The sequence below is a fragment of the Streptomyces sp. enrichment culture genome (genome assembly GCF_964273255.1).
Lineage (GTDB): Bacteria > Actinomycetota > Actinomycetes > Streptomycetales > Streptomycetaceae > Streptomyces.
In genome coordinates this window covers 2,788,079-2,811,678 of record NZ_OZ186835.1, presented here as the reverse complement: position 1 = coordinate 2,811,678, position 23,600 = coordinate 2,788,079, and the positions used below count along the sequence as shown (strand labels likewise).

17 protein-coding genes and 1 pseudogene are annotated in these 23,600 nt (G+C 73.4%); 10 read left to right on the top strand and 8 right to left on the bottom strand.

All coding sequences use genetic code 11. The features are described 5' to 3' along the window. Positions 1-155 precede the first annotated feature (155 nt). From ACSU53_RS11875 to ACSU53_RS11860, 4 genes and pseudogenes are all read left to right on the top strand, one after another. Entirely contained in the window at positions 156-950 is a 795-nt protein-coding gene (locus ACSU53_RS11875) for a class II aldolase/adducin family protein (protein ID WP_437027140.1), read from the top strand. 131 nt (positions 951-1,081) lie between these two features. Continuing rightward, positions 1,082-1,246: pseudogene (locus tag ACSU53_RS11870) on the top strand (IS200/IS605 family transposase); the annotation flags it as partial. Between the two features lie 482 nt (positions 1,247-1,728). Further along, positions 1,729-3,009, top strand: coding sequence for a hypothetical protein (locus tag ACSU53_RS11865; RefSeq protein ID WP_437027138.1), 1,281 nt, complete (start codon positions 1,729-1,731; stop codon positions 3,007-3,009). Positions 3,010-3,544: 535 nt separating this feature from the next. Next, entirely contained in the window at positions 3,545-4,075 is a 531-nt protein-coding gene (locus ACSU53_RS11860) for a DoxX family protein (RefSeq protein ID WP_437027136.1), read from the top strand. 236 nt (positions 4,076-4,311) lie between these two features. On the opposite strand, the gene ACSU53_RS11855 is transcribed toward ACSU53_RS11860, so the two are convergent. Both ACSU53_RS11855 and ACSU53_RS11850 read right to left on the bottom strand, forming a co-directional pair. Continuing rightward, positions 4,312-4,566 carry a hypothetical protein gene (locus tag ACSU53_RS11855; RefSeq protein ID WP_437027134.1) on the bottom strand — a complete coding sequence of 85 codons (255 nt, stop codon included), beginning with the start codon at positions 4,564-4,566 and terminating at the stop codon, positions 4,312-4,314. Further along, positions 4,553-6,067 carry a PspC domain-containing protein gene (locus ACSU53_RS11850; protein ID WP_437027132.1) on the bottom strand — a complete coding sequence of 505 codons (1,515 nt, stop codon included), beginning with the start codon at positions 6,065-6,067 and terminating at the stop codon, positions 4,553-4,555. Before ACSU53_RS11850 ends, ACSU53_RS11855 begins: the two co-directional genes overlap by 14 nt. A 178-nt stretch (positions 6,068-6,245) precedes the next feature. Here ACSU53_RS11850 and ACSU53_RS11845 point away from each other — a divergent pair, with 178 nt between their 5' ends. The 3 genes from ACSU53_RS11845 to ACSU53_RS11835 all read left to right on the top strand — a co-directional run bounded on the left by ACSU53_RS11845 (position 6,246) and on the right by ACSU53_RS11835 (position 9,339). Beyond that, entirely contained in the window at positions 6,246-7,535 is a 1,290-nt protein-coding gene (locus ACSU53_RS11845) for an ATP-binding protein (protein ID WP_437033145.1), read from the top strand. Beyond that, positions 7,532-8,275 carry a LuxR C-terminal-related transcriptional regulator gene (locus tag ACSU53_RS11840; RefSeq protein WP_437027130.1) on the top strand — a complete coding sequence of 248 codons (744 nt, stop codon included), beginning with the start codon at positions 7,532-7,534 and terminating at the stop codon, positions 8,273-8,275. The genes ACSU53_RS11845 and ACSU53_RS11840 overlap by 4 nt, the downstream gene beginning before the upstream one ends. A 710-nt stretch (positions 8,276-8,985) precedes the next feature. Beyond that, positions 8,986-9,339: a hypothetical protein gene (locus tag ACSU53_RS11835; protein WP_164336041.1), complete on the top strand. Its 354-nt coding sequence runs from the start codon at positions 8,986-8,988 to the stop codon at positions 9,337-9,339. On the opposite strand, the gene ACSU53_RS11830 is transcribed toward ACSU53_RS11835, so the two are convergent. Further along, on the bottom strand, positions 9,317-10,324 hold the full coding sequence (locus tag ACSU53_RS11830) for a tellurite resistance/C4-dicarboxylate transporter family protein (protein WP_437027127.1): 1,008 nt from the start codon (positions 10,322-10,324) through the stop codon (positions 9,317-9,319). The two genes, ACSU53_RS11835 and ACSU53_RS11830, sit on opposite strands and share 23 nt — an antisense overlap. Positions 10,325-10,596: 272 nt before the next feature. Further along, positions 10,597-11,778: an NlpC/P60 family protein gene (locus tag ACSU53_RS11825; protein ID WP_437027125.1), complete on the bottom strand. Its 1,182-nt coding sequence runs from the start codon at positions 11,776-11,778 to the stop codon at positions 10,597-10,599. Between the two features lie 486 nt (positions 11,779-12,264). On the opposite strand from ACSU53_RS11825, the gene pcrA reads away from it, so the two are divergent. Continuing rightward, on the top strand, positions 12,265-14,745 hold the full coding sequence (gene pcrA, locus ACSU53_RS11820; protein ID WP_437027123.1) for a DNA helicase PcrA: 2,481 nt from the start codon (positions 12,265-12,267) through the stop codon (positions 14,743-14,745). A gap of 164 nt (positions 14,746-14,909) precedes the next feature. On the opposite strand, the gene ACSU53_RS11815 is transcribed toward pcrA, so the two are convergent. Then, a complete protein-coding gene (locus tag ACSU53_RS11815; RefSeq protein WP_437027121.1) occupies positions 14,910-16,544 on the bottom strand; it encodes a M23 family metallopeptidase in 1,635 nt (544 codons plus the stop codon). 433 nt (positions 16,545-16,977) lie between these two features. Next, entirely contained in the window at positions 16,978-17,844 is an 867-nt protein-coding gene (locus tag ACSU53_RS11810) for an esterase/lipase family protein (RefSeq protein ID WP_437027119.1), read from the bottom strand. Between the two features lie 506 nt (positions 17,845-18,350). Between ACSU53_RS11810 and ACSU53_RS11805 the strand changes: the two genes are divergently transcribed. Further along, positions 18,351-18,767: a cobalamin B12-binding domain-containing protein gene (locus ACSU53_RS11805; RefSeq protein ID WP_432055075.1), complete on the top strand. Its 417-nt coding sequence runs from the start codon at positions 18,351-18,353 to the stop codon at positions 18,765-18,767. 191 nt (positions 18,768-18,958) lie between these two features. Here ACSU53_RS11805 and ACSU53_RS11800 read toward each other — a convergent pair whose 3' ends face one another. Both ACSU53_RS11800 and ACSU53_RS11795 read right to left on the bottom strand, forming a co-directional pair. Next, positions 18,959-20,710 (bottom strand): DUF5691 domain-containing protein, encoded by a 1,752-nt coding sequence (locus ACSU53_RS11800; protein ID WP_437027117.1) that lies wholly within the window; start codon positions 20,708-20,710, stop codon positions 18,959-18,961. Positions 20,711-20,831: 121 nt separating this feature from the next. Further along, complete coding sequence (locus ACSU53_RS11795; protein WP_437027115.1) at positions 20,832-22,208, bottom strand: SWIM zinc finger family protein; 1,377 nt, start codon at positions 22,206-22,208, stop codon at positions 20,832-20,834. A gap of 157 nt (positions 22,209-22,365) precedes the next feature. Here ACSU53_RS11795 and ACSU53_RS11790 point away from each other — a divergent pair, with 157 nt between their 5' ends. Beyond that, positions 22,366-23,583 carry an AAA family ATPase gene (locus ACSU53_RS11790; protein ID WP_437027113.1) on the top strand — a complete coding sequence of 406 codons (1,218 nt, stop codon included), beginning with the start codon at positions 22,366-22,368 and terminating at the stop codon, positions 23,581-23,583. Positions 23,584-23,600 lie beyond the last annotated feature (17 nt).

Here is a 23,600-nt window from a genome sequence, read left to right as displayed (position 1 = left end):
TTCCACGGACAGAACGCCACGGACAGAACGCCACGGACAGAACCCCACGGACAGATCCACCAACGGATCCACGGACAGAACTACCGAACAGATCTGTCGTGCGCGGCGTCCCGACGGTAACTTCCGCCCCGTACGCACATCTCCGCGGAGGACTCATGCACGGGCCCACACCGCCCCCGCCGCTGCCCAGCGACAAGCTGCGGTTCGCCATGCCGCCGATGCACGAGTCGGTCGAGGACGAGCGCCGCCACCGCAAGGAGCGGCTGGCGGGTGCCCTCAGGCTGTTCGGCCGGTACGGATTCGAGGACGGCGTCTCGGGACACATCACCGCACGCGATCCCGAGTACAGCGACTGCTTCTGGGTCAACCCGTTCGGGATGCCCTTCCGCCACGTCACCGTGAGCGACCTCGTCCTCGCCAACCGGGAGGGCCAGGTCGTCGAGGGCGGACACCACGTGAACCAGGCCGCGTTCACCGTCCACGCCCAGGTCCACACGGCCCGGCCCGACGTCGTCGCCGTCGCCCACTGCCATTCCGTGCACGGCCGTGCGCTCGCCGCCCTGGGCGACCTCCTGGAGCCGCTCACCCAGGAGAGCTGCGCGTTCTACGAGGACCAGGCGCTGTACGACGCCTACAGCGGCGTCGCGGTCAACGCCGAGGAGGCCCGGCGCATCGCGTCCGTCCTCGGTTCCCACAAGGCGTTGGTGCTGCGCAACCACGGGCTGCTGACGGTCGGCGACTCGGTGGACGCGGCGGCCTGGTGGTTCGTGTCCATGGAACGGTCCGCCCAGGTCCAGCTCACGGCGAAGGCCGCGGGCCGGCCGCTCCGGATCGACCACCGGCAGGCGGTGGCGACCCGGGAACAGGTCGGCGGAGACCTGGTGGCCTGGATCAACTACCAGCCGCTGTGGCAGGACATCTGCCGCAGTGAGCCTGATCTGCTGGATTGACATCCTTGCCGCCCTGAAGGACGGCGATTCCCGCCTACCGCGCCGTTGATGGCTGCGGTGTCGGGTGGGTTCCTGCTTCGCTGCGCGGTGCCGGGAGGAGTCCCGGTCCTACCTGCGCTCCACAGGCTGATAAGGGCGTCTCTTCCCGGCGGCTGCGCCAGGAGTCCCCCGATCTCGTCCGCCCCTACTGGCGGGCGCAACGCCTGTGGTCCGGCTCGTACTTCGCCGGGTCCGTCGGCGGCGCACCACTCAGCATCGTGAAGCAGTACATCGAGCAGCAGAACCGGCCACTCTGACCCGGACCGAGGTGAACAGTGCAGATCCATGCCCACAGTTGAGGCCAGAGCAGACCTCAGATTCGCTTCACCACCGGGCTGAAGCCCGGTGCACTGCGAAGAGATCCGGTAGCAGCGGTGGCTGTGGGGTCTCGGGGGCGTCGGAGTAGGGGGACTTCGGGGCCGTGGGGGTCGTCGGGGGTGCCGGGGGCCGCGAGTGCGGGGCGGCCGGCAGGGCGGGGCGGCCGGGTGCCGGGCCCCTGACCTGCCGGATCAGCCGCTGCCGCCCCGCCGGGCCGGAGAGTCCGGGTATCCGGCCCTGGTACGGCCACCGGGGCAGCGGCCCAGAGGGTCAACATCGCGCCCTGGAATTCACTCGTGCTGACCACACCTGCTGAACGGTCGGGCCGTGTCGTAGGGCACAATTCGCTGTCGTCGCCGGGGAGTTGCACCGGGCGGCGGGAGGGTGTGGGAACGCGGTGCGGGAGAGGCGGGCTTCGGGCGTGGCGGTGCAGGAGGCGAGAGAGGGCGGCGTGGCCCCTGGCGCGCACGACGGCGGCTGCACCTGCGGGGACTGCCCGCACGGGGCGCGTGAGGGGCACCGGCGCGCGGCCGCGGCGTTCCTGCTGCGCCGGGACGAGTTCGCCGCCGGTCAGGGGCTTCCGGCCGCGGTTGCGCACTCGGCATCGGCCTCCCGGCAGTGGGTTTCCGAGGAACTGACGCAGGCTGCCGAACTGGTCGCCGAACGCAGCCGCGCGGAGGGTGCCGCCTGGCTGGCACGATTGTGGCGCCGCACGGTCGTGACGGTGTGGGCCGGGGTGGTCGTACTGCTCCTGGTCCAGGCGCTGACGGCGATCGGGGCCGGGTGGACCGGCGCGCGCTCGGCCGGGCTGGTGGCCGCACTGGTGGTGGCCGGGGCGCTCTCCGCCGCGTCGTGGTTCCACCGGGCGCGTGGCGGAGCGCTGGCTCCGGTGATCGGCGAGGACAACCGTCTCTCCACGTCCCGTGCCGTGGCGGCGGCCTGGGTGCTGTTCCTCGCCTACGCGGTGCTGGTCCTGGCGGGGCGGCTGGCGGCCGCGTCCGGTCCCGCGGAACGGGACGCGCTGATCGCGGGACTCGAACTCGCCCGCGGGGCGGGGGTGGTGACCGTCCTCGCGGTGGTGTGCGGCATCGCCGTGCTGGTCCGGCGGGTGATCGGACTTCGGGTCCTGGGACAGCGGTTGCAGAAGGTCCGCGCGGACCGGCCCCGGGCGGCCGACCTGCTGACCGACGACGCGGGCCGGGGCAGCTTCGCGGACATCCAGTACGTGGTGATCGGGGCCGTGGCCCTGGTGTTCGCGGCCGTACGGCTGGCCCGCCGTCCGGACCAGTTGCCGGACCTGCCGTGGGGGCTGGCCGCCGTCGTGCTGGTGTCCGCGGCGACCTATCTCGCCGGGAAGTACGCCGAGGTCGGACGGCCGGTGATCCTCTCGGTCGTACGGGCCCGCGAGGCGGGTGACCTGGACGCGCCGATCCGGACCGGGGACGACATCGAGATCCGCGGCACCGGCTTCGTGCCGCCGGGCGCCCAGGGCGCCGAGCGGCTGTCACGGATGGTCGTCCGGGTGGGTGCCGTGAACGTCCACGTGCCGCTGGTGCCCGTCACCGGCGGTTTCGACAACCCGACGGACACCCTGCTCACCGTTCCGGTACCGGCGGAGGTGGAGCCCGGCCGGGTGGAGGTCCAGGTGGTGACGGCAGCGGGCGTGGAGACGAACCGCTACGCGATCGACGTGACGGACTGACCGGGCCGGATCCGTTCTGGGACACCGCCTGGCCTCACCGTCGTTGCACGCCGCCCGCCGCCCGCCGCCCGCCGCCCGCCGCCCGCCGCCTGCCGCCCGCCGCCTGCCGCCTGCCGCCCGCCGCCTGCCGCCTGCCGCCTGCCGCCTGCCGCCCGCCGCCCGCTGCCCGCTGTGCGTGCGCTGCTCGCTGTGCGCTGTTCTGGCTCGTCGTGCCCGCGTCTGTCCTCGCGCTGCTCGGCTCGGGGCGTCTCCGGGGAGGGCAGGGACGGAGCCGGGGCGGGCCCGGGAGGGGGCCGTTGTCCTCCGGCGCGCAGCCACATGTCCGCCCCCGGCCGCGCGTCGTCGACGTGTGCGGCAACTCCGTCGGCCACGGTCGGTCCGCCCGCTTCCCGGTGCGCGTTCTTCCCGTGCGGACCTGTCGGTTTGCTGTTGATCTCCCGTGAATACTGGGCGGTCACGGTTGAGCCGTGGTGGATTGTCGTACGTATGGTCTGTTGAGGGGGTCTCGACAGGCGGCGAGAGGCGGCAGGCAGCGATGACTCACGGCAGGCGCACGGACACCTACTCCCTCCCCTCGGACGGCGGCGGCGACTGGCGGGACACGGCCACCCGCTACGCACTCCTTCCCCTCCGGATCTTCCTGGGCGTCACCTTCGTCTACGCCGGGCTGGACAAGCTCACGGACAGCGCCTTCCTGAAGGACTCGGGTGCCGGATCGATCGGCGACATGATGCGGGCCGTCCGCGACTCGTCCGCGATTCCCGCGCTGATCGACCTGTCCCTGAAGAACCCGGTGGGCTTCGGCTACGCCATCGCCTTCGGGGAACTGGCCGTCGGCCTGGGAGTCCTGGTCGGCCTCCTCACCCGCCTCGCCGCGCTGGGCGGCGTGCTGATCTCCCTGAGCCTGTGGCTGACGGTGAGCTGGGCCTCCGACCCGTACTACTACGGCAACGACCTCCCCTACATGATGGCCTGGATCCCGCTCGTGCTGGCCGGCGCACCCGTGCTCTCCCTGGACGCCGCTCTCCGGGCGCGACGCAGGCGCGGGTCCGCCGAGTACAGCTGACCCGCGGGCGAGGCATCGGGACTCGCGGGCGGCCATTCGGCCACGTGCCACGGATTGGCTCCGGTCCCGGCAACGTGCCACGGTTTGGCTCCGGTCCCCGGCACGCGTCGGCGGGTTGCACCGGTCCGAGGTACTCGTGGGCAGGTGGCTCCGGTCCCGAGTACGGGGCGGCGGGTCGTTCCGCCCCCCGGCACGCGTCGGAACGTCGCCCCGGTCACCCGAGTCGGGTCAACCGGTCAACCGGAGGCGGGCCGCCCCGGAGGCGGGGCATCGCCGCTCGCAGCGGTGCGGGCCGAACGGCGGCGCCGGCGTATCCGGCCAGTCACCAGGGCCACCGAGCCGGCCAGGCACAAGCCGCCTCCGACGACGGGGAACAGCACAAACCAGGGAGTCTCCCAGGCGCCGCCCGAGTCCCCGAGGAAGAGCACCGCGGCCGCGACCAGCGTGGCGCCGGCGACCAGCTTGCCCGGCTGGAACTCATGACCTGGCACGGCTGACCTCCGCCTGTCCGGCACCGACATAAAGATCCAGTTCCAACGTGCCGCCCTTCTTGACGCCCGCGGGCGGAGCCAGGGTGACCTCCTCGTGCTTGCCCGGAGCCACGTCGACGTCCCGCTTCCCCTCTCCGGGGAGTTGGATGTCGCCCACGCCGACGTCGACGGTCAGCCGCACGGTCACGTCCTCGGGCACGATCACGTGGACGCGGCCCAGCCCGACCTCCGCCAGGGTGGACACCGTCTCCCCCTCGGGCACCCGGACACCCGACAGGTCCAGGGTGCCGGTGCCGGTGCCCAGGTCGTAGGCCGGGCGTATCTGTGCGACCGAGGCGGGCTCCCAGGTGGTGCGCATCCACTCCGTGCCGATGTCCTTGGGCAGGGTGGACGCCCCCGCGAGCAGCCCCGCGGTGATGACGGCCAGGACGATGGATCCTGCCCCGGTGCGACCGAGGAACGCGCTGACCGCGATGCCGAGGCCGAAGACGGCGAGCGCGGCGGCCAAACCCGTCTGCAGACTGCTGCCGAGGGGCTGGTCGTGCCAGGTCAGGCCGGTGCCCAGACCAGCCGCGAGCAGGGCGAACAGGAAGACCCAGCCACCGATCCAGCGGGGCCCGCGCTGTTTCGGCCGCTGCGGCGGTGGAGCATCGGCCCTCTTGTGCAGATGGGGTGCGAGGGCGATCGAGACGGCCGCGGTGGCGTCGTGGGCGCCCGATCCCCACGGGCCCCACAGGTAGCCGGTGGCGCCGACGTGCCGGCCGTCCTTGACGATCGGATCGCGCCACCAGGACGGGTAGGAGGTGACCACCGGCGGTGCCTGCGGCTCCGGCGGGGCGTCCGCGACCGCCTGGGCGGCCAGGGGGTCCGGGCCCGGAGCACCGCGGTGTCTGGACCAGTAACCCGCGCCGGCCAGCAGGATGGACAGTATGACGGCGAAGCTCAGCACGCCGCCGTTGTTCAGCATCGTGAGGAAGACACCGCAGCCGACCAGCGCGAACAGGACGGCGGCCAGGGCGTGGCCGTCGACCCGGCCGGTCAGCAGCCTGCGGACCTCGTTCTCCTCCTCGTCCTCGTACGGGACGAGGAGCCAGGCGAAGCCGTAGAAGATCAGCCCGACGCCGCCGGTCGCGGAGAGCACGGCGAGCGTGATCCGGAAGATCACCGGGTCCATGTCGCACTGCCGGCCGAGGCCGGCGCAGACACCGCCGATCAGCTTGTGGTCGCGGTCGCGGCGGAAACGACGCGGCGGCCCGGACGCCTCGGCAGCCGGCGGAGCAGCGGGGCCGGAGGCCTCTCCGGCCGCGGGGCCCGGCGGCCGGAGAGGCCCCGCGGCCGGACCCTCGCCTCCGTCCCTGCCGTCCCTGCCACGCGCCCCCGCGGGCCCCGGCGCGCGGGGTGCATCCGCGGCGGACGCGGCATCCTGCGGCCCGGCGCCCGGGGAGGGGCGCGGGCCGGAGCCGGGTCCCGGACCCGTCGCGGCGTGCTGGTGATCTGTCATGCGTCCATGGTGACGGGCGAGCCGTCCGGACGGCAGTCGGGACGACCCTGGTCCGACCCTGATTTCGGCCCCGGACGAAGGCAGGGGGGCGCCGACGGGGCGCGAACCAGGAGATCAGGGGAGTCTCCGGGACCGACCCTGATGCCCCCGTGCAGGTGGCCGTGTGACCATCATTGACATGTCGGAAGCCGCAGCAGCGCCAGTCGTCGAGCCCCGGCCGCCGCGCAAGCTCTACCGCAGCAGCGACGGTCGCTGGCTCGGAGGAGTGGCGCGGGGGCTGGCCGGGCACCTCGGGCTGCCCGTGATCTGGGTCCGGCTCGTCTTCGTCGGCCTGTTCATGGCCGACGGTCTGGGCACGTTGCTGTACGCCGCGTTCTGGTTCTTCGTCCCCCTCGGCGTCGGCGGGGTGGAGGCGCACCGGCCGCCCTCCCTGGTCACCACCGAGACCTCGCCGGACGGCCGCCGCAGACTCGTCACGCGCAGACCGGACAAGGGCCAGATCGTCGCCCTGCTCCTCATGGTCGTCGTGGCCATGGTCTTCGTGGGCAGCGTGAACCTCACCAACGGTGCCCGGGCCTATCTCTGGCCCACCGTCCTGGTCGGGGCCGGCGTCGCCCTGGTCTGGCGGCAGGCCGACAACGCCCGCCGGGCCCGCTGGGTCGAGGTGGGGCGCCGCCGCCGCACGGTCACCCTGCTGCGTGCCGGCGCCGGTGTGCTGCTGGTGACGGCGGGCGTCTCGGGCATATTCGTGCTCCAGGGTTCGGGCGCCCACCTGGGCCCGGTGCTCCAGGCGGCCCTCGCGGTCCTCGTCGGCATCACCCTGCTCGCCGGGCCCTACCTCGTGCGCATGACCCAGGACCTGTCCGAGGAGCGGCTGATGCGCATCCGGGCGCAGGAACGCGCCGAAGTCGCCGCCCACGTCCACGATTCGGTGCTGCACACCCTCACGCTGATCCAGCGCAACGCCGAGAGCCCCGGGGAGGTGCGCCGCCTCGCCCGTGCGCAGGAGCGCGACCTGCGGGCCTGGCTCTACAAGCCGGAGGGCAACGGCAAGGACGAGGACGAGGAGCCCGCCACCCTCGCCGAGGCCGTGAAGCGCAACGCGGCCGAGGTGGAGGACCAGCACGGTGTTCCGCTGGAGGTCGTCGTCGTGGGCGACTGCCCCCTCGACGAGCGGATCGGGGCGCAGATGCAGGCCGCGCGCGAGGCGATGGTCAACGCCGCCAAGTACGGTGGCGAGGGGGGTGCCGTGCAGGTCTACGCCGAGGTCGAGGGGAAGACGGTGTTCGTGTCCGTACGGGACCGTGGCCCGGGCTTCGACCTCGACTCGATACCCGCCGATCGCATGGGCGTCAGAGAATCGATCATCGGCCGCATGGAACGCAACGGCGGCACGGCGCGCCTGCGCGCGGTGCCGGACGGCGGCACGGAGGTCGAGCTGGAGATGGAGAGGGCGGAGAAGTCATGAGCGAGCCGACCGAGGCGAACCGGCCGACGGGGCCGGCGGAGGCGGCGGAGTCCGCGTCACCGGCCCACGCTGCGGGGCGGCGCCATGTGCGGGTCGTGCTGGTCGACGACCACCGCATGTTCCGCACCGGCGTCCAGGCCGAGATCGGTCAGACCGAGCAGACCGGCGTGGAGGTCGTCGGCGAGGCCGCCGACGTCGACCAGGCGGTCACCGTGATCACGGCCACCCGGCCCGAGGTGGTGCTGCTCGACGTGCACCTGCCCGGGGGCGGCGGTGTGGAAGTGCTGCGCCGCTGCACCCCGTTGATGGGTGACACCGAGCGGCCCGTCCGCTTCCTCGCCCTGTCCGTGTCGGACGCGGCCGAGGACGTGATCGGCGTGATCCGGGGCGGGGCCCGCGGATACGTCACCAAGACGATCACCGGTACTGACCTCGTCGACTCCATCTTCCGCGTCCAGGAGGGCGATGCCGTCTTCTCGCCGCGCCTGGCCGGCTTCGTCCTGGACGCGTTCGCCTCCACCGACGCCCCGCCGGTGGACGAGGACCTCGACCGTCTCACCCAGCGGGAGCGCGAGGTGCTGCGGCTGATCGCCCGGGGATACGCCTACAAGGAGATCGCCAAGCAGCTGTTCATCTCGGTGAAGACGGTCGAGTCGCACGTCTCGGCGGTCCTGCGCAAGCTGCAGCTGTCGAACCGGCACGAGCTGACGCGTTGGGCGACGGCACGTCGGCTGGTCTGAGTCACGTCCCCGCCGCCTTCACGGGGGCCCGGCCGCCTGGACGGTCCGCCCCAGCCCCTGCCCCAACCGTTGTCGCTGTCGCGCCGGGCTGCCGTCGATGCGCGGCGTCGCCGCCCGTCGCGTGGTCCAGGCTGCCGGCCGTCGCTTCCGTGCCCAGGAGAGGGGCCGCTCCCGCGGACGCGGGGCGGGTTTCCCGGGGACGCGGGGAAGTTGTCCCCGGGGACGCGCATCCGTTGCGCGCGTCCGGCGGCGGTGTGCACAGGGGAGCGGGCCCGCCGCCGGACCTTTCCGGCGGTGGTGTCCGGCAGCCGCCCCTGGTCCGGGCGGCGGTGGTGCGCCGAACACCTGGTGAAGGACGCTAGACCTGTCGACCGGGCCGGGCCCACGTTTGCGCGGAAGTGATGCCGGCGGACCGGCGGACGACCGCAAGCGACCGGGATCCCCGCGCGTCTCCGACGCCTTCACCGAGCCCGCTGACCGATGCGGGAAACGCCCCCGGCACACGGGGATCCGGATGCTATGCGGCCCGGAGGAAGGAACCGCAGAGCCCCCGCCCCGGCCCCTACCGGCCCTCGCCCTCCCCGCTGCCCCGCCCTGCGGCCCGTGACCCGCGCTCCAGACAGAGCTCCCGCCCCGCGATCCGTCCAGCCCCCGGCGGCTGTACCGGCCCGGTGCCGGGAGCCGTGACCGGTCTGGCTAGGCTCCGGCTCATGGACGTACTCATCCACCTCTTCGTCGGCCTGCACATCATCGGCATCGCGTCGCTCCTGGGCGGCTTCCTCACGCAGATGAAGGCGATGGGCGAGGGCACCGCCCGCTTCAGCCCCGCCATGCTGCACGGTGCGCTGACGATGCTGGTCACCGGTGTCATCCTGGTCGGCCTCAACGAGGCCCAGGACCACACCGTCAACCACATCAAGATCGGCATCAAGCTCGCCCTGCTGATCGTGATCCTGGGTCTCGTCTACGTGAAGCGGGACGACGAGAAGGTGGACAAGGGCCTGTTCGGCCTGGTGGGGCTGCTGACCACGGCGAACATCTTCATCGCCGTCCTCTGGACCTGATCCCCTCGAGCTCGGGCGACGAGGCCCACGCCGACCGGGCGGAGCCGACCGCCCCGGCGGCGACCATGAGCCACACGGCCACCGCCACCCACACCAGTACGTGCCCCAGGTGCTCCAGCCACGGGGCGTCGACGGCGGCGGACGCGGACAGCGTCGCCGCCGCCGTCATGCCCAGGGGGAACACGGTCGACCAGCGCCGGGTGTCGTAGCCGAGCCGCGGCCGCACGATCTCGCCGGCCAGCAGCACCACGTACCAGGCGAGGTCCAGGACCAGCAGGCTCACCGTCACGAACCGCAGCACGCCGCTGTCGTCCTCGTTCCACAGGTACAGGCGCGGGCTGTCCGCGGTGAGCAGCCGGGAACCGGCGAGCCCGGAGATGGCGAGCGCGCCCCCGGCGATCCAGTGGTCGCCCGCCCCGTCGAGCACCTGCCGCCAGTCGAAGCGGAACAGGGCGAGGACGTAGAGCACCAGCCCGAACCAGAACAGCACCATCGCCGGACGCGCGAGCCACGCCGTCGCCTCGGCGGCGGCGAGCGTGGCGCCGAGCACGGCGAGCCCTTCCGTGGCCACACAGCACAGGAACACCGATCCGGGCATGCGCGGCTGCCAGCGGCTGACCACCAGGACGAGCAGCACCGGCCAGAGCACGGTGGCCAGCGCCAGCAGCGCCTCGGACAGGACGAGCAGGTCCCGGGCCGCGAACGCGGCACCGATCACGGTCGTGGCGGCGACGGCCGTGAGTGCGCCCGGCGTCGCCGCCTCGGTGACCCAGCGCTCCCGCTCCCGCAGCAGCCGCAGGACGAACTCCGCCGCCAGCCCCAGCCACCCGGCACAGGCCAGCACCAGGGAGACGTGCGAGAGGAACGCGTAGCCCGCCAGGCTCAGGGCCACCGACACGATGCCGGTCGCCATCACGGCGGCTCCGGCCGAGGGGGGACGCTGCGCCCACCAGGCGCGGACGGGTGAGGCTGAGGGGCGGCGCATGGGCGGAATGCTAGAAGAGCGCACCGGGCGGTGATCGGCGGGGCGCGCGGGGCCCCCGAAACGCCCGCCTCCCGGCCGTAGCGGAGCAGGCCGTGACGGCCCCGGGCAGCGGCGGACCTCGGGCCGCCCCGGGCCGTAGCAGACCCGGGCCACGACCGGCCCCGGGCCGTAGCCGACCGGGCCGTCGCGTACCGGCCTGGAGCTGGACGAGCCCGCAGCAGGACGAGCCCGCAGCAGCAGGAGCGGCCCGAAGCAGGAGCCGGCCGGCTGCGTCAGGCGGGGCGTACCACGCTGTGGATGGACGACTCGCCGTCGTAGAACACCGACTCCTCGCGGACGAAGGTGCCGGGCTTCGGGGCGTGGATCATCTTGCCGTTGCCGATGTAGAGGCCCACGTGGGTGATGTCGTCGTAGAAGAAGACCAGGTCACCGGGCTGCGCCTGGGACAGGGGGACGGTCGTCCCGGCCTTGACCTGGTCGTAGGTGGTGCGCGGGAGGACCACACCGGCGGCCTTCCACGCGGCCTGGGTCAGGCCGGAGCAGTCGTACGAGCCGGGGCCGGTGGCGCCCCAGACGTACGGCTTGCCGATCTGGGCGCGGGTGAACGCGAGGGCCTTCTCGGCCTTGGTGGCGTACCCGGAGTCGGACGACGCCGGAGGGGCGGTGGTGGAGCCCGAGGAGCCCGAGGAACCGGAGGTGCCCTGGCCGCCGCTGTCCGGCTGGGCCTCTTCCCGGGCCTGCTGCCGCTCGGCCTGCTGCTCGGCGAGTTCGGCGGCCTTGCGGGCGGCCTCGTCCTGCTTCTTCTTCTCGATCGCCGCCAGCCGGGCCTTCTCCTCGGCGGTCAGCTTCGACATCAGTTCGCGGGCGTCCGCGAGCTTCTTCTGGACGGTGGCCTTGGCCGTCTTCAGGTCGTTCTGCGACTCGGTGAGCGTCGCCAGGCCCTCGGTCGCCTCCCGGCGCTTCTTCATCGTCTCGGACTGCTGGGTGACGTAGTCGTCGACCGCGGCCTTCTGGCGGCCGGTCATGCGGTCCATCAACTGGCTGCGGTCGAAGAAGTCCTGCGGCGAGTCGGCGAGCAGGAAGGTGGCGGTGTCGGGGGCGCCGGCCCCGGTGCGGTACTGGGCGGCGGCGTAGGACCCCAGTTCCTCCCGCGCGTCGTTCAGCTTCTGGGTGCGCCTGGCCACGTCGTCGAGGAGGGTGTCGACGCGTTCGCGCTGCTTGGCGGTCTTCTCCTTGGCGGCGTTGTACTTCTCGGTCGCCGACTCGGCCTGGCGGTAGAGGTCGCCGACCTTCTTCTCGACCTCTTCCAGGCTGGGCTTGCCGTCGTCGGCCGGGGCGGCGTCGGCCGTCTGGGACAGCAGGGCCACGGAGGTGAGGGCCGCGGTGGCCAGAGCGGGGGTGCGTATGCCTGCCACGCGCGTGCCCGGGGTGCGCGACTTGCGGTGCGACGCCAAGGGAGGCGACTCCTTCCAGAACTCCGCCCACCGGTGTACGGCGGGGGTCCCCGCCCAGGCCTGCCGGCACTGGGGGAGGGTTCGGGCGGGTGCTTCGGAAGGGTTGCCCTACGGCCGCTCCGCGGGGGAGTGGGCCGATTCACCCCATGGTCTCGGTGGAACCCCGGCTCCGGCTGCCCTGACGGACAGTGACGGACTCGGCGGGGGCCGCGCGAGCCGGCGAGGTTCGCCGGCGGGGGACGAGCGGCCCGCCCGCACCGTAGCCAACTGATGTGGCCCTTGTGAAGGTTGATGGGTGATATGCCCGATACATTTTCGTGACCTGTTCGATGCGGTCACCGTCGGTCACCGCACGACACTGCAGGGTGCGCACGTGCCGGACGCGGGGGCGGGCCGGCGGCGGGGCCTCGCGGCGGGCGCGGAAACGGCGTGATGTTCCCGGGGCGGCCCCGGGCTGTCGGTGGGGCACCCTAGACTCGGAGAGCGATGAGCAGCCTCTTTGACGACAGCTTCCTGGCGGACCTCCAGGCCCAGCGGGGCCCCGTGGACGAGCCCCCGCCGCCGCCCGAGGACGAGCACGGACCGGAACCGGTTCCGGACGACCTGTTCGGCGGGAAGTTCGACGTGCCGCCGGACCGTGAGGCCTACTACCGGGACGGTGCCCCCCGCCCCGTGGTGGACTCCGCGGCCCTCCTGGAAGGGCTCAACGACAACCAGCGCGCCGCCGTGGTGCACTCCGGCTCCCCCCTGCTCATCGTGGCCGGTGCCGGCTCCGGCAAGACCCGCGTGCTCACCCACCGCATCGCCCACCTGCTCGGCGAGCGGGGCGTCCACCCGGGCCAGATCCTCGCGATCACCTTCACCAACAAGGCCGCGGGCGAGATGAAGGAGCGCGTCGAGCAGCTCGTCGGCCCCCGGGCGAACGCCATGTGGGTCATGACGTTCCACAGCGCCTGCGTGCGCATCCTGCGCCGGGAGAGCAAGAAGCTCGGCTTCACCTCGTCGTTCTCGATCTACGACGCCGCCGACTCCAAGCGTCTGATGGCCCTGGTCTGCCGCGACCTGGACCTCGACCCCAAGCGGTACCCGCCCAAATCGTTCAGTGCCAAGATCAGCAACCTGAAGAACGAGCTGATCGACGAGGAGGACTTCGCGGCCCAGGCCGCCGACGGCTTCGAGAAGACCCTTGCCCAGGCGTACGCGCTCTACCAGTCGCGGCTGCGCGAGGCCAACGCGCTGGACTTCGACGACCTGATCATGACCACGGTCAACCTGCTGCGTGCCTTCCCGGACGTCGCCGACCACTACCGCCGCCGCTTCCGGCACGTCCTGGTCGACGAGTACCAGGACACCAACCACGCCCAGTACGCCCTGGTCCGCGAACTCGTCGGCACCACGGAGCACCCCGTCGACGTACCGCCGGAGGCCGAGGTCCCCCCGGCCGAACTGTGCGTGGTGGGCGACGCCGACCAGTCGATCTACGCCTTCCGCGGTGCGACGATCCGCAACATCCTCCAGTTCGAGGAGGACTACCCGGACGCGACGACGATCCTGCTGGAGCAGAACTACCGTTCCACGCAGACCATCCTCAGCGCGGCCAACGCGGTCATCGAGCGCAACGAGTCCCGCCGCCCGAAGAACCTGTGGACCAACGCCGGCGCAGGCGCGCGGATCACCGGGTACGTCGCCGACACCGAGCACGACGAGGCGCAGTTCGTCGCCGACGAGATAGACCGGCTCACGGACGCCGGCGAGGCCAAGGCGGGCGACGTCGCCGTCTTCTACCGCACCAACGCCCAGTCCCGTGTCTTCGAAGAGGTCTTCATCCGCGTCGGCCTGCCCTACAAGGTCGTCGGCGGGGTCCGCTTCTACGAGCGCAAGGAGGTCCGGGACGTCCTGGCCTACCTGCGCGTGCTCGCCAACCCCGAGGACTCGGTGCCGCTGCGCCGCATCCTCAACGTGCCCAAGCGGGGCATCGGCGACCGCGCCGAAGCCATGATCGACGCGCTCGCCCAGCGGGAGAAGATCAGTTTCCCGCAGGCGCTCAAGCGGGTCGACGAGGCGTACGGCATGGCCGCGCGCTCGTCGAACGCGGTGAAACGGTTCAACACGCTGATGGAGGACCTGCGGACCGTGGTGGAGTCCGGGGCGGGGCCGGCCACCGTGCTGGAAGCCGTCCTGGAACGCACCGGGTACCTCGCCGAGTTGCAGGCGTCCACCGACCCGCAGGACGAGACCAGGATCGAGAACCTCCAGGAACTCGCCGCGGTGGCCCTGGAGTTCGAGCAGGAGCGCGCCGAGGGGGAGGCCGGTACGCTGGCCGACTTCCTGGAGCAGGTCGCCCTGGTCGCCGACTCCGACCAGATCCCGGACGAGGACGAGGACGGCTCGGGCGTCATCACGCTGATGACCCTGCACACCGCCAAGGGCCTGGAGTTCCCGGTGGTCTTCCTCACCGGCATGGAGGACGGCGTGTTCCCGCACATACGCGCCCTCGGCGAGACCAAGGAGCTGGAGGAGGAGCGGCGCCTGGCCTATGTCGGCATCACGCGGGCGCGCGAGCGGCTGTACCTCACCCGCTCGACGCTGCGCAGCGCGTGGGGGCAGCCGTCCTACAACCCGCCCTCGCGTTTCCTGGAGGAGATCCCGGCCGCGCACCTCGACTGGAAGCGCACCGGGGCGAGCGCTCCGGTGTCCTCCGGACCGGCGTCGGGGATCGCGGCGTCGCTGTCCTCCTCGCGGTCGCGTTCGTCGGCCTCGGGTGCCTCCGGGTTCGCCACCCGGCGGACGGCGGAGAAGCCGGTGGTGTCGCTGGCCGTCGGGGACCGCGTCACGCACGACCAGTTCGGGCTCGGCACCGTGGTGGCGGTCAAGGGCACGGGCGCCAACGCCGAGGCGACCATCGACTTCGGCGACACCAAGCCCAAGCGGCTGCTGCTGCGGTACGCGCCGGTGGAGAAGCTCTAGCGGACGAGACGGCCCGTGGGCACCGTCGGCACGGCGGAGCCCACGGGCCGAGGGGCGACGAGCGATGGGCCGACGCGACGGAGCTCACGGGCCGGTGGCGACGAGGGGTGGGCCTGCGCGGCGGTGCCTGCGCGTCCGGCTGCGGCCGGCGGTGGGTCGGTGCGTCAGGACGGGTTGAGGCCGTGGCTGCGCAGCCAGGCGAGCGGGTCGATCGTGGAGCCGCCGCCGGGCCGGACCTCGAAGTGCAGGTGCGGACCGGTGGACTTGCCCGAGTTGCCGGAGAACGCGATCGGATCCCCGGCCTTCACGGTCGTGCCCGGGGCGACCTTGTAGCTGGAGAGGTGGCAGTACCACGTCTCCGTGCCGTCCTTCGCCGTCACGATCATCATGTTGCCGTAGCTGGGGTTGAACTGCGTGCGGACCGTGCCGTCCGTCGCGGCCATCACGGTCGAGCCGTACGGCACGGGGAAGTCGATGCCGGTGTGCACGGACATCCAGTTGGTGCCCGCCTGGCCGTAGTAGGCGCTGAGTCCGTGCAGGGCGACCGGGAGCGCGAACTTGGGCCGCAGCCGCTCCTTGCGGGCGGCCTCCTGGGCGGCGCGCTTGCGGTCGGCCTCCTGCTGGGCCCTGAGGTCGATGCGTTCCTGCGTGCGGCTGGCGCGGTCGGCGAAGTCGTCGGCCCCGGCGGTGAGGCTCTGCAGCTGGGTGTCCAGCTTGATGTTCGCGGCGGCGGGTTTCACCGGCTGGGCGTCCGCCGCGGTGGTGTTCGTCTCCTGGCCGCCCGTCTCCCCGTTCAGATCGACGACCGAGGCGGCGGCGACACCGGCCACTCCCATGACGCACACCGAGGGAACGGCGACCGTGAGCAGGGCGGACCGCTTCGGGGGCGTGCGGCGGCGGGAGCGGTTGCCGCTCCGGGAGCCCGCGCGGGGGAGCGGTGCCGGGGCGAGCTCCTCCTGGCCGTCCAGCAGGATCACCGCGGGCAGTTCGCCGGTGTCGCCCGGGCCGTCCGCCGCCGGGTACGCGGTGTCCTGGCCGCCGTCCGGTTCGTCCTGGCTGAACTGCGCGGTGCCGGCCGGCTCGTAGGTGGCGGTGGCTTGCTGGTCGAAGCCCTCGGCCTGTGTCCCGTGGACGTCGGACGCACCGGTGGCGGTGCCGTCGGAGTTCCACTGGGTGGCGTCGTACGCGCCGGAGTCGAAGGTCTGCGTGCCCCATTCCCACTGCTGGGTGCCGTCGGAGGGGAACCCGGAGGGTTCGGGCTGGAGCCAGGCCGAGGCGTCCCACTGGCCGCTGATGTCGGGGGCGTCGGCCTGCGTCGGGATCACGGCCGTCTGCTGTCCGCCGGTGGTCCAGCCGGTCGCGTCGTGGAAGCCGGTGTCATAGGCGGCGTACTGCTGGGCGTCGTAGGCGTCGTAGGAGCCGGTGCCCGGTGTGTCGCCGCCCCACTGTGCCGCGTCGTAGGTGCCCGCGGCCGGGACGCTGCCGGGCAGGTCTCCGAAGAGCGGATCGGTGGCGAAACTGCCGGTGGCAGGGGGCGCGGAGGCAAAACCGGTGGCGTCGTAACCGCCGTACGTGGTGAAGTCGCCGTACTGGCTCTCCTGCGTGCCGTACGGCGCGTAGGGCACCGAGGCGGCGTCGGAGGCCGGAGCCGGGGGCGTGGTCCCCGACGGGTGACGGTCGTTCACCAACTTCTCTTTCGCCTCGACAACGGTGGCTGCCAGAGCAGTGCGGCGACTGTACCCGGCGGTATGCGGGCGCGACAATCTTCCGCAGGTTTCAGGCTCGCAGGAAACGGGCATTCGGTTGCGTTTTGGCGGCGCCCACACGAGGTCTTGGCTCTGCGTTCGAAATACGTTCGAGTGAAGCGTGGGGTCGACGCTGACAAGTCGGCTCCACGGGACGGCTGTTGTGCGAACGGCCGAGGGCGCGGGATGCCGTCGGCAGGTGGCAAGTGCCCCGGGCGTGTCGGCTGCCCGGGGGCGGAGCGTTGTCGGGACGGTGACGAGTCGACCTCAGACCGGTGACGAGTCGACCTCAGACCGGCGTCGGACAGACCTCGGACCGGCGCCGGACCGGCGTCGGAGCAGCGGCGGACCAGCGGCGGATGGGCGCCGGACCAGCGGCGGACCAGCGGCGGATGGGCGCCGGACCAGCGGCGGACCGGCGCCGGAACGGGTGCGCTCTGATGCTGGTCCGGCCGCGGATGAATGCCGGGCCGGCGGCGGACCGGGCTCAGGCCACCGTCATGCTGCCCGCGCGGCCCGCGGTCGGTTCTCCCGGCTGTGCGGTGTCCAGGGCCTCCCGGATGCCGGTCGCCACGGCCGGGTGCACCGGCAGGGCGAGGTGCCCCACGCCGCTCACCCGCACGTTGTCCACCGCCAGGTCCGGGTGCTCGATGCAGGCGGTCTCCAGCGGGTCCATGATGTGGTCCAGGTCGCTCCAGAAGGCGACGAACCGGGTCCGGCAGCCCGGCGCGGGCCGGGCGAGCTCCTCGAGCACTGCGGAGCCGGGGCGCATCTGCCGCACGATGGGGTGCGCGTTGGCGAGCGGCGCGACGCGCGTGCCCGCGTGGGGGGTGCCGAGCGTGACCAGCGTGCGCACCCGGGTGTCGCCGCCCAGCCGTTGCACGTAGTACCGGGCGATGAGGCCGCCGAGGCTGTGCCCGACCACGTCGACCCGGTCGCTGCCGGTGCGCTCGCACACCTCCTCGATGTGGCGGCCCAGCAGTTCGGCGGCGGTGCGGATGTCACAGGTGAGCGGGGAGTAGTTGAGCGACTCGATCTGCTGCCTGCCGTGCTGGGCGAGGCTGCGCCGCAGCAGGAGGAACACCGAGCGGTTGTCGATGAACCCGTGCAGCAGGACGACCGGCGGCTTGGCCTCGGCCGGCAGCTGGGCGGTGCCCTCGGGGGCGGGCAGGGCGGGCCGTGTGCCCCGCCGCTCCTGGACGATGCCGGCGGGATAGAGGAGGAGATGGCCCGCGAGGATCGCGAGCTCCAGGGCGGTGGCTTTCAGCAGGGCCAGGGAGAGGTCCGCGAGCCGGGTCGGCAGAAGACGCCGGCACAGCGGAAGAAGGGGAAGAGCTGCCTGGGTGACCTTCATGGGCCGACCTCCTGTCGGCACGCGGAAGGACAGCCCTGTCCCCCGTGTGCCCTCATGGGACGTCGCGACGACGAGGGCCGACGCTGCGCGCACGCGTCGCGTCGGACGGTCGCGGTACTGCGGCGACCTCGTCGCGGATCCCTTATGCGCATGTTCCCACTGATGTCCGCGTGTCGCACGATCACGTGGAGTCCGGAGCCGGCGGCCCGGGAACGCTGCGCGGTGAACGTGTCCCTGTGTGTGATTTCCCCCTCGCTCCGCACCGCGAAACGGCCGGTTGCGGGATGCTGGAGATAACGTTCGTTCACTCCCCGGCCGGGCTCGGCCGGGGCGTCCGTGTTCCGGCCGTGCGCCCGGCCCAGCGGGCTCGGGCACCTGCGGCACACGCGACCGGTGCGGTCGGTGCGACGTGCCCGAGGTGTACGGCATGACGGATGTGTGCGGTACTTGTCGGTACGGATGGATCTATTCGGTTCAGTCGGTTCAGTCGGTTGATGGAGGCAGTGATGGGTGTGGCAGCCGGTCCGATCCGTGTGGTGGTGGCGAAGCCGGGGCTCGACGGCCACGATCGCGGGGCCAAGGTGATCGCGCGGGCGCTGCGGGACGCCGGTATGGAGGTCATCTACACCGGGCTCCACCAGACTCCCGAGCAGATCGTCGACACCGCGATCCAGGAGGACGCCGACGCCATCGGGCTGTCGATCCTCTCCGGTGCGCACAACACGCTCTTCGCCGCCGTGATCGAGCGGCTGCGGGAGCGTGACGCGGCGGACATCCTGGTGTTCGGCGGCGGCATCATCCCCGAGGCGGACATCGCTCCGCTGAAGGAGAAGGGCGTCGCGGAGATCTTCACCCCGGGCGCGACGACGGCGTCCATCGTGGACTGGGTGCGCGCGCACGCCCGGCAGCCCGCCGAAGCCTAGGCCCCGGACCGGCTGAACAGCGCCGGAGCCGTTGACGGCACCGGCGATGCCGCCCACCGCAGGTCGTTCCTCCGTCCCCGTGCGGCCTCCCGGACCGGGTGGGGCCGTCCCGCGGTGCTTCCCGGGCACGGGCGGTGCCGGGCGCGCGGCCACGGCGCGCGTCCCGTCGGCCCGTGCGCGACCGGGCCGGCTCACGGCGCGCCTCCCGTGGGCGATGGCACCGGCCGGACCGGCGGCGGGGGCCCCAGCTCCTGAAGCATCGTGGCGCGCAGGCGCAGCGTCGTCACCAGTCGCTGGAACGCCTCCGCCCAGTAGCCGCCGGCCCCCGGGGAGGCGTCCTCGGACTCGTCCGGCAGGGCCAGCAGCGCGTCGAGACGGCCGGCCTCGCCGGGGTCGAGGCAGCGTTCGGCCAGGCCCATGACACCGCTGAAGCTCCATGGGTAGTTCCCCGCGTCCCGGGCGATGTCGAGTGCGTCGACCACCGCCCGCCCCAACGGCACACCCCAGGGGACCGCGCACACCCCGAGCAGCTGGAACGCCTCCGACAGGCCGTGGGTCCGGATGAACCCCGCCACCCACGCCGCCCGTTCGTCCGGAGGCAGGGCGGCGAGCAGCCGGGCGCGCTCGGCCAGCGACACCGCGCCCGGGCCCCCGGCCTCCGGGGCCGAGGGGTCGCCCAGCAGGGCCCGTGACCAGTCGGGGTCCCGCTGCCGTACCGCGGCCCGGCACCAGGCCGCGTGCAGTTCGCCCTGCCAGTCGTCGGCCACCGGCAGCGCCACGATCTCCCGCGGCGTCCGCCCGCCGAGCCGGCGCGGCCAGGTGGCGAGCGGTGCCGACTCCACCAACCGGCCCAGCCACCAGGACCGTTGCCCCCGTCCGGCCGGCGCCTCGGTGGTGATGCCGTCGCGTTCCATGCCCGCGTCGCAGGCATGGGGTGCCTCCACGGCGATGGTCGGCGTGTCCCGGGTATGGTCCATGGCCACGCAGGCCGCCGCCCGCACCGCCATCCGACCGGCGAACGCCGACTCCGGGAGGGCCGACAGCAGTTCGGCCGCGGTCGCCCGGACGTTGCGGCTGCGGTCGCCCAGGGCCTGTTCCAGGAACGGTTCGTCGTCGGGACCGAGCCCGGTGCGCAGCGAGTCCAGGAACATGAGGCGGTCCTCCGCCCGCTCCGTGGCCCAGGTCCCGGCCAACAGGCCCCGGGCGGCGGCGGGCTGCCCGGAGCGCAGGGCGGCGAGCAGCGCGACCCGTTCCGCGAACAGGCCCTCCTGCCACAACCGCTGTCGCGCCGCCGGATCCTCGATGCCGGACCGGGAGAGCCCTCCGCCCGGTGTGGCACGCAGTGCGAACCGCCAGCCGGGGTTGAGCCGTGCCAGCCACAGGGCGCGGGGACCGGCGAAGCGCAGGGCCGCGGGGCGCAGGTCGGTCCGCCCCCGTGCGGCGTCCAGCAGGGCAGGGATCAGCGCGGGCGGCGCGGCGAAGCCCCGGTCGTTCGCGGCGGCGAGCCACTGGGGGAGCAGTTCCCGCAGGTCGGGCGCGGTCCCGCGGCGTCCTCCGGAGGCGCCGGGACGGTCGGAGAGAAGCACCTCGAGACGCCGGGCGGCGGCCGGGGGCAGCACGGGGCGTGGGTCCGGCGGTGCGGGCCGCGGCCGCTCGGCCGCCCCGGCGGGCCGCAGACCGGCGCGCCGGCCCACGGTGGCCTCGGCCGCCGCGTCGAGCAGGGCCCCCGGTGCGTCCGGGCCGGGCGGGATGCCCGGTGGCGTACGGCGGTCCGTCCCCAGGAGGGCGGTGGTGACGAGCTCGTCCCAGGCGTCCGGCCCGGTGGCAGGAGCGCCGGGCGGTGCCGAGTGCGCCCCGCCGGGACCGGCCCCGGCGGCGGGGGACTCGGCCGGGGCCCCGGGCGGGCGGCCGGCCGGGGCCGCGGCGGCGGAGATCCTGCTCATGAGCTTCCCTTCCGTCGGATGTCCCGGAGCGGTCGGAGCCTCACGGGTGCCGGGTGTCCCGTGAGGCCGGTGCCATGCATGAGGCAGGTGGGTCCGGAGTGAACGCGGCGGCCGGGCCGGTTCAGCACAGCGGGACCACCTCTCCGGGCCCTTCCGGCCATGCCGCCAAAGGGGTGAATCCCTGGTGGCCGTACTCACCGAAGACCCGCACCGGTGTCCCGCCGGCCAGGGACACCAGCCGCCACAGTCCGGAGCGGGAGCACGCCGCCGGGGTGAGCGGCAGGGCGGCGTCGGTGCCGGCGTCCGCGAGCTGCCAGGCGGCGCCGTCGGGGACCGGGACCACGCGGTCGAGGGTCACCGGCACGGCGTCCAGCCACGGGTCGTCCCGCAGCGCCTCCCCGTACTGGCGGGCGGCCTCGGCCACGGTCGTGCCCGGTGGCCGCGCCGTCGTCGGGACGGGGGGCCCGAACCGCTCGCGCAGTGCGGCCCGCAGCCGGACCGCACCGGGATACGGGGCCAGCTCCGCGTCCAGGGCCAGCCCCACCGGCAGCGACGGTTCCGGCGTCCGGCCCGCCGCTCCGTAGGAGAGGTGCAGGGCCGTGCGGCCCGACGCGATGCCGTGGAACCAGATCCGGCGGGTCGTCAGACGGGCGTCCGCCGTGTCGTACTGGGCGAGCACCAGCCAGTGGTCCCGCGCCCCCGGCCCGTCCGCCGGCGCAGGCAGGCCGACACGGGAGCGGACCGTGGCCGCGAGACCGTCGGGCAGCAGCTCACGCCGCAGCCACCCCCGCGCGAGGAGATGCAGCAGCGCGCACTCCTCCAGCAGCCGTACCGGCCACTGCGGCCCGGTGCCCGGTATCGCCGCCAGCTCCCGCACCCGGGCGGCCAGCCCCGGTGCCTGGGCGTCGACCATGCGGGCCGCCGTCTCCTCCCACAGGCCGGACCCGGCCTGCTCCGCGGCGGCCAGGCCGCCCCGCAGCAGGTCCGCCAGGCGCTGCTCCAGTTCCGTGACGCCCGCGGTGACGCGCTCCGCCCGCCGCTGAGCCCTGCGCCGCGCCGCCTCCGGATCGGCCGGCCCCGCGGTGGCAGCCCCGGCCGCCCCCGTACTCCGCGTGCCCCTCTCCTTCTGCCGGTCGCGCCGGTCGCGCCGGTCCGCCGCCCAACGCACCGCCCATTCCGGTGCCGCCGCCCGCGGCACCGGCCCGTCCCCCGCGGACCAGAGCGCCAACAGCCCCTTGGCGTGCCGGCACGGCTCCCGGCGGCTCGGGCAACTGCACCGGGACGCGGGCGCGGACACGGCCGCCACGTCGACGACCGTCCGGTGCCGTGCGCCGCCGACGGTCCCCTCGTACAACCCCCACACCACACCGTCGTCGGACCACCCCGTGTCCGACCAGCCCCCGGGCATGCCCGGTTCGCCGCCCGGCACCCCTGACGCCTGGTCAGAAGCCGCTGCGGCCCGCTGATCCGGGTCCCGGCACACCCCCTGCTGACTCATGTTCACGACCGTACGCACCACCACTGACAACGGCCCCGGCGCAGGGTTTTCCACAGGTGGGCGCGCGCAGTTTCCACAGGCCAGGACGATTGTCAGTGGCGTGGTGCACCGTGGTGACAGATCCGAACCGGCCGAGCTGGAGGGGGACGACTCAGCCATGTCCGCACCCGTAGAACCGACGTCCGGCGCCGCGCGCCGGAGCGGCTCCGCACCCGTGGAAACGGGCGCGCGCACCGGCCCGTTCCCGGCCACTCCGGCCCCCGCACCCGGCTCCGCCACCGTGCCGGACCCGGCCGCGCCGGTGCTCCGGCCGCACGCCGAGGACGCCTTCGCCGGTGAACTCGCCGCACTGGCCGCGCAGGACGACCGCCCCCGCCCGGCGAACTGGCGGCTCTCGCCGTGGGCCGTCGTCACCTACCTCCTCGGCGGCACCCTGCCCGACGGCACGGTGATCACACCTAAGTACGTGGGTCCGCGGCGCATCGTGGAGGTCGCCGTCACCACCCTCGCCACGGACCGGGCGCTGCTGCTCCTCGGCGTGCCCGGCACGGCGAAGACCTGGGTGTCGGAACACCTGGCCGCGGCGGTCAGCGGCGACTCGACCCTGCTGGTCCAGGGCACCGCCGGCACGCCCGAGGAGGCCCTCCGCTACGGCTGGAACTACGCCCGGCTCCTTGCCCACGGTCCCGGCCGCGACGCCCTCGTGCCCAGCCCCGTGATGCGCGCGATGTCGCGGGGCGCCACCGTCCGGATCGAGGAACTGACGCGCATCCCGGCCGATGTGCAGGACAGTCTGCTCACCATCCTGTCCGAGAAGACGTTGCCGATACCGGAGTTGGGCGAGGAGGTGCAGGCGGTCCGCGGCTTCAACCTCATCGCCACCGCCAACGACCGCGACCGCGGGGTCAACGACCTCTCCAGCGCTCTGCGCAGGCGTTTCAACACCGTGGTGCTGCCGCTTCCGGACACGCCGGAGAAGGAGGTCGGCATCGTCGCGCGGCGGGTGGACCAGATCGGACGGTCCCTCGACCTGCCGCTGCTGCCCGACGGCATCGACGAGATCCGCCGGGTCGTCACCGTCTTCCGCGAACTGCGCGACGGCGTCACCTCCGACGGCCGTACGAAGCTCAAGTCGCCCAGCGGCACCCTGTCGACGGCGGAGGCCATCTCCGTCGTCACCAACGGGCTCGCCCTGGCCGCCCACTTCGGTGACGGGGTGCTGCGGGCCGGGGACGTGGCGGCAGGCCTGCTCGGCGCCGTCGTGCGCGATCCGGCGGCCGACCGGGTCGTCTGGCAGGAGTACCTGGAGACCGTGGTCCGTGAGCGCGACGGCTGGACGGACTTCTACCGCGCCTGCCGGGAGGCCGGCGCATGAGCGGCGGCACCCGACCC

Coding starts and splice junctions, on each gene's coding strand:
- ACSU53_RS11875 (WP_437027140.1), top strand. CDS start 156: ATGCACGGGCCCACACCGCCCCCGCCGCTGCCCAGCGACAAGCTGCGG.
- ACSU53_RS11860 (WP_437027136.1), top strand. CDS start 3,545: ATGACTCACGGCAGGCGCACGGACACCTACTCCCTCCCCTCGGACGGC.
- ACSU53_RS11850 (WP_437027132.1), bottom strand. CDS start 6,067: ATGACAGATCACCAGCACGCCGCGACGGGTCCGGGACCCGGCTCCGGC.
- ACSU53_RS11845 (WP_437033145.1), top strand. CDS start 6,246: ATGTCGGAAGCCGCAGCAGCGCCAGTCGTCGAGCCCCGGCCGCCGCGC.
- ACSU53_RS11840 (WP_437027130.1), top strand. CDS start 7,532: ATGAGCGAGCCGACCGAGGCGAACCGGCCGACGGGGCCGGCGGAGGCG.
- ACSU53_RS11835 (WP_164336041.1), top strand. CDS start 8,986: ATGGACGTACTCATCCACCTCTTCGTCGGCCTGCACATCATCGGCATC.
- ACSU53_RS11830 (WP_437027127.1), bottom strand. CDS start 10,324: ATGCGCCGCCCCTCAGCCTCACCCGTCCGCGCCTGGTGGGCGCAGCGT.
- pcrA (WP_437027123.1), top strand. CDS start 12,265: ATGAGCAGCCTCTTTGACGACAGCTTCCTGGCGGACCTCCAGGCCCAG.
- ACSU53_RS11815 (WP_437027121.1), bottom strand. CDS start 16,544: ATGCCCGTTTCCTGCGAGCCTGAAACCTGCGGAAGATTGTCGCGCCCG.
- ACSU53_RS11810 (WP_437027119.1), bottom strand. CDS start 17,844: ATGAAGGTCACCCAGGCAGCTCTTCCCCTTCTTCCGCTGTGCCGGCGT.
- ACSU53_RS11805 (WP_432055075.1), top strand. CDS start 18,351: ATGGGTGTGGCAGCCGGTCCGATCCGTGTGGTGGTGGCGAAGCCGGGG.
- ACSU53_RS11800 (WP_437027117.1), bottom strand. CDS start 20,710: ATGAGCAGGATCTCCGCCGCCGCGGCCCCGGCCGGCCGCCCGCCCGGG.
- ACSU53_RS11795 (WP_437027115.1), bottom strand. CDS start 22,208: ATGAGTCAGCAGGGGGTGTGCCGGGACCCGGATCAGCGGGCCGCAGCG.
- ACSU53_RS11790 (WP_437027113.1), top strand. CDS start 22,366: ATGTCCGCACCCGTAGAACCGACGTCCGGCGCCGCGCGCCGGAGCGGC.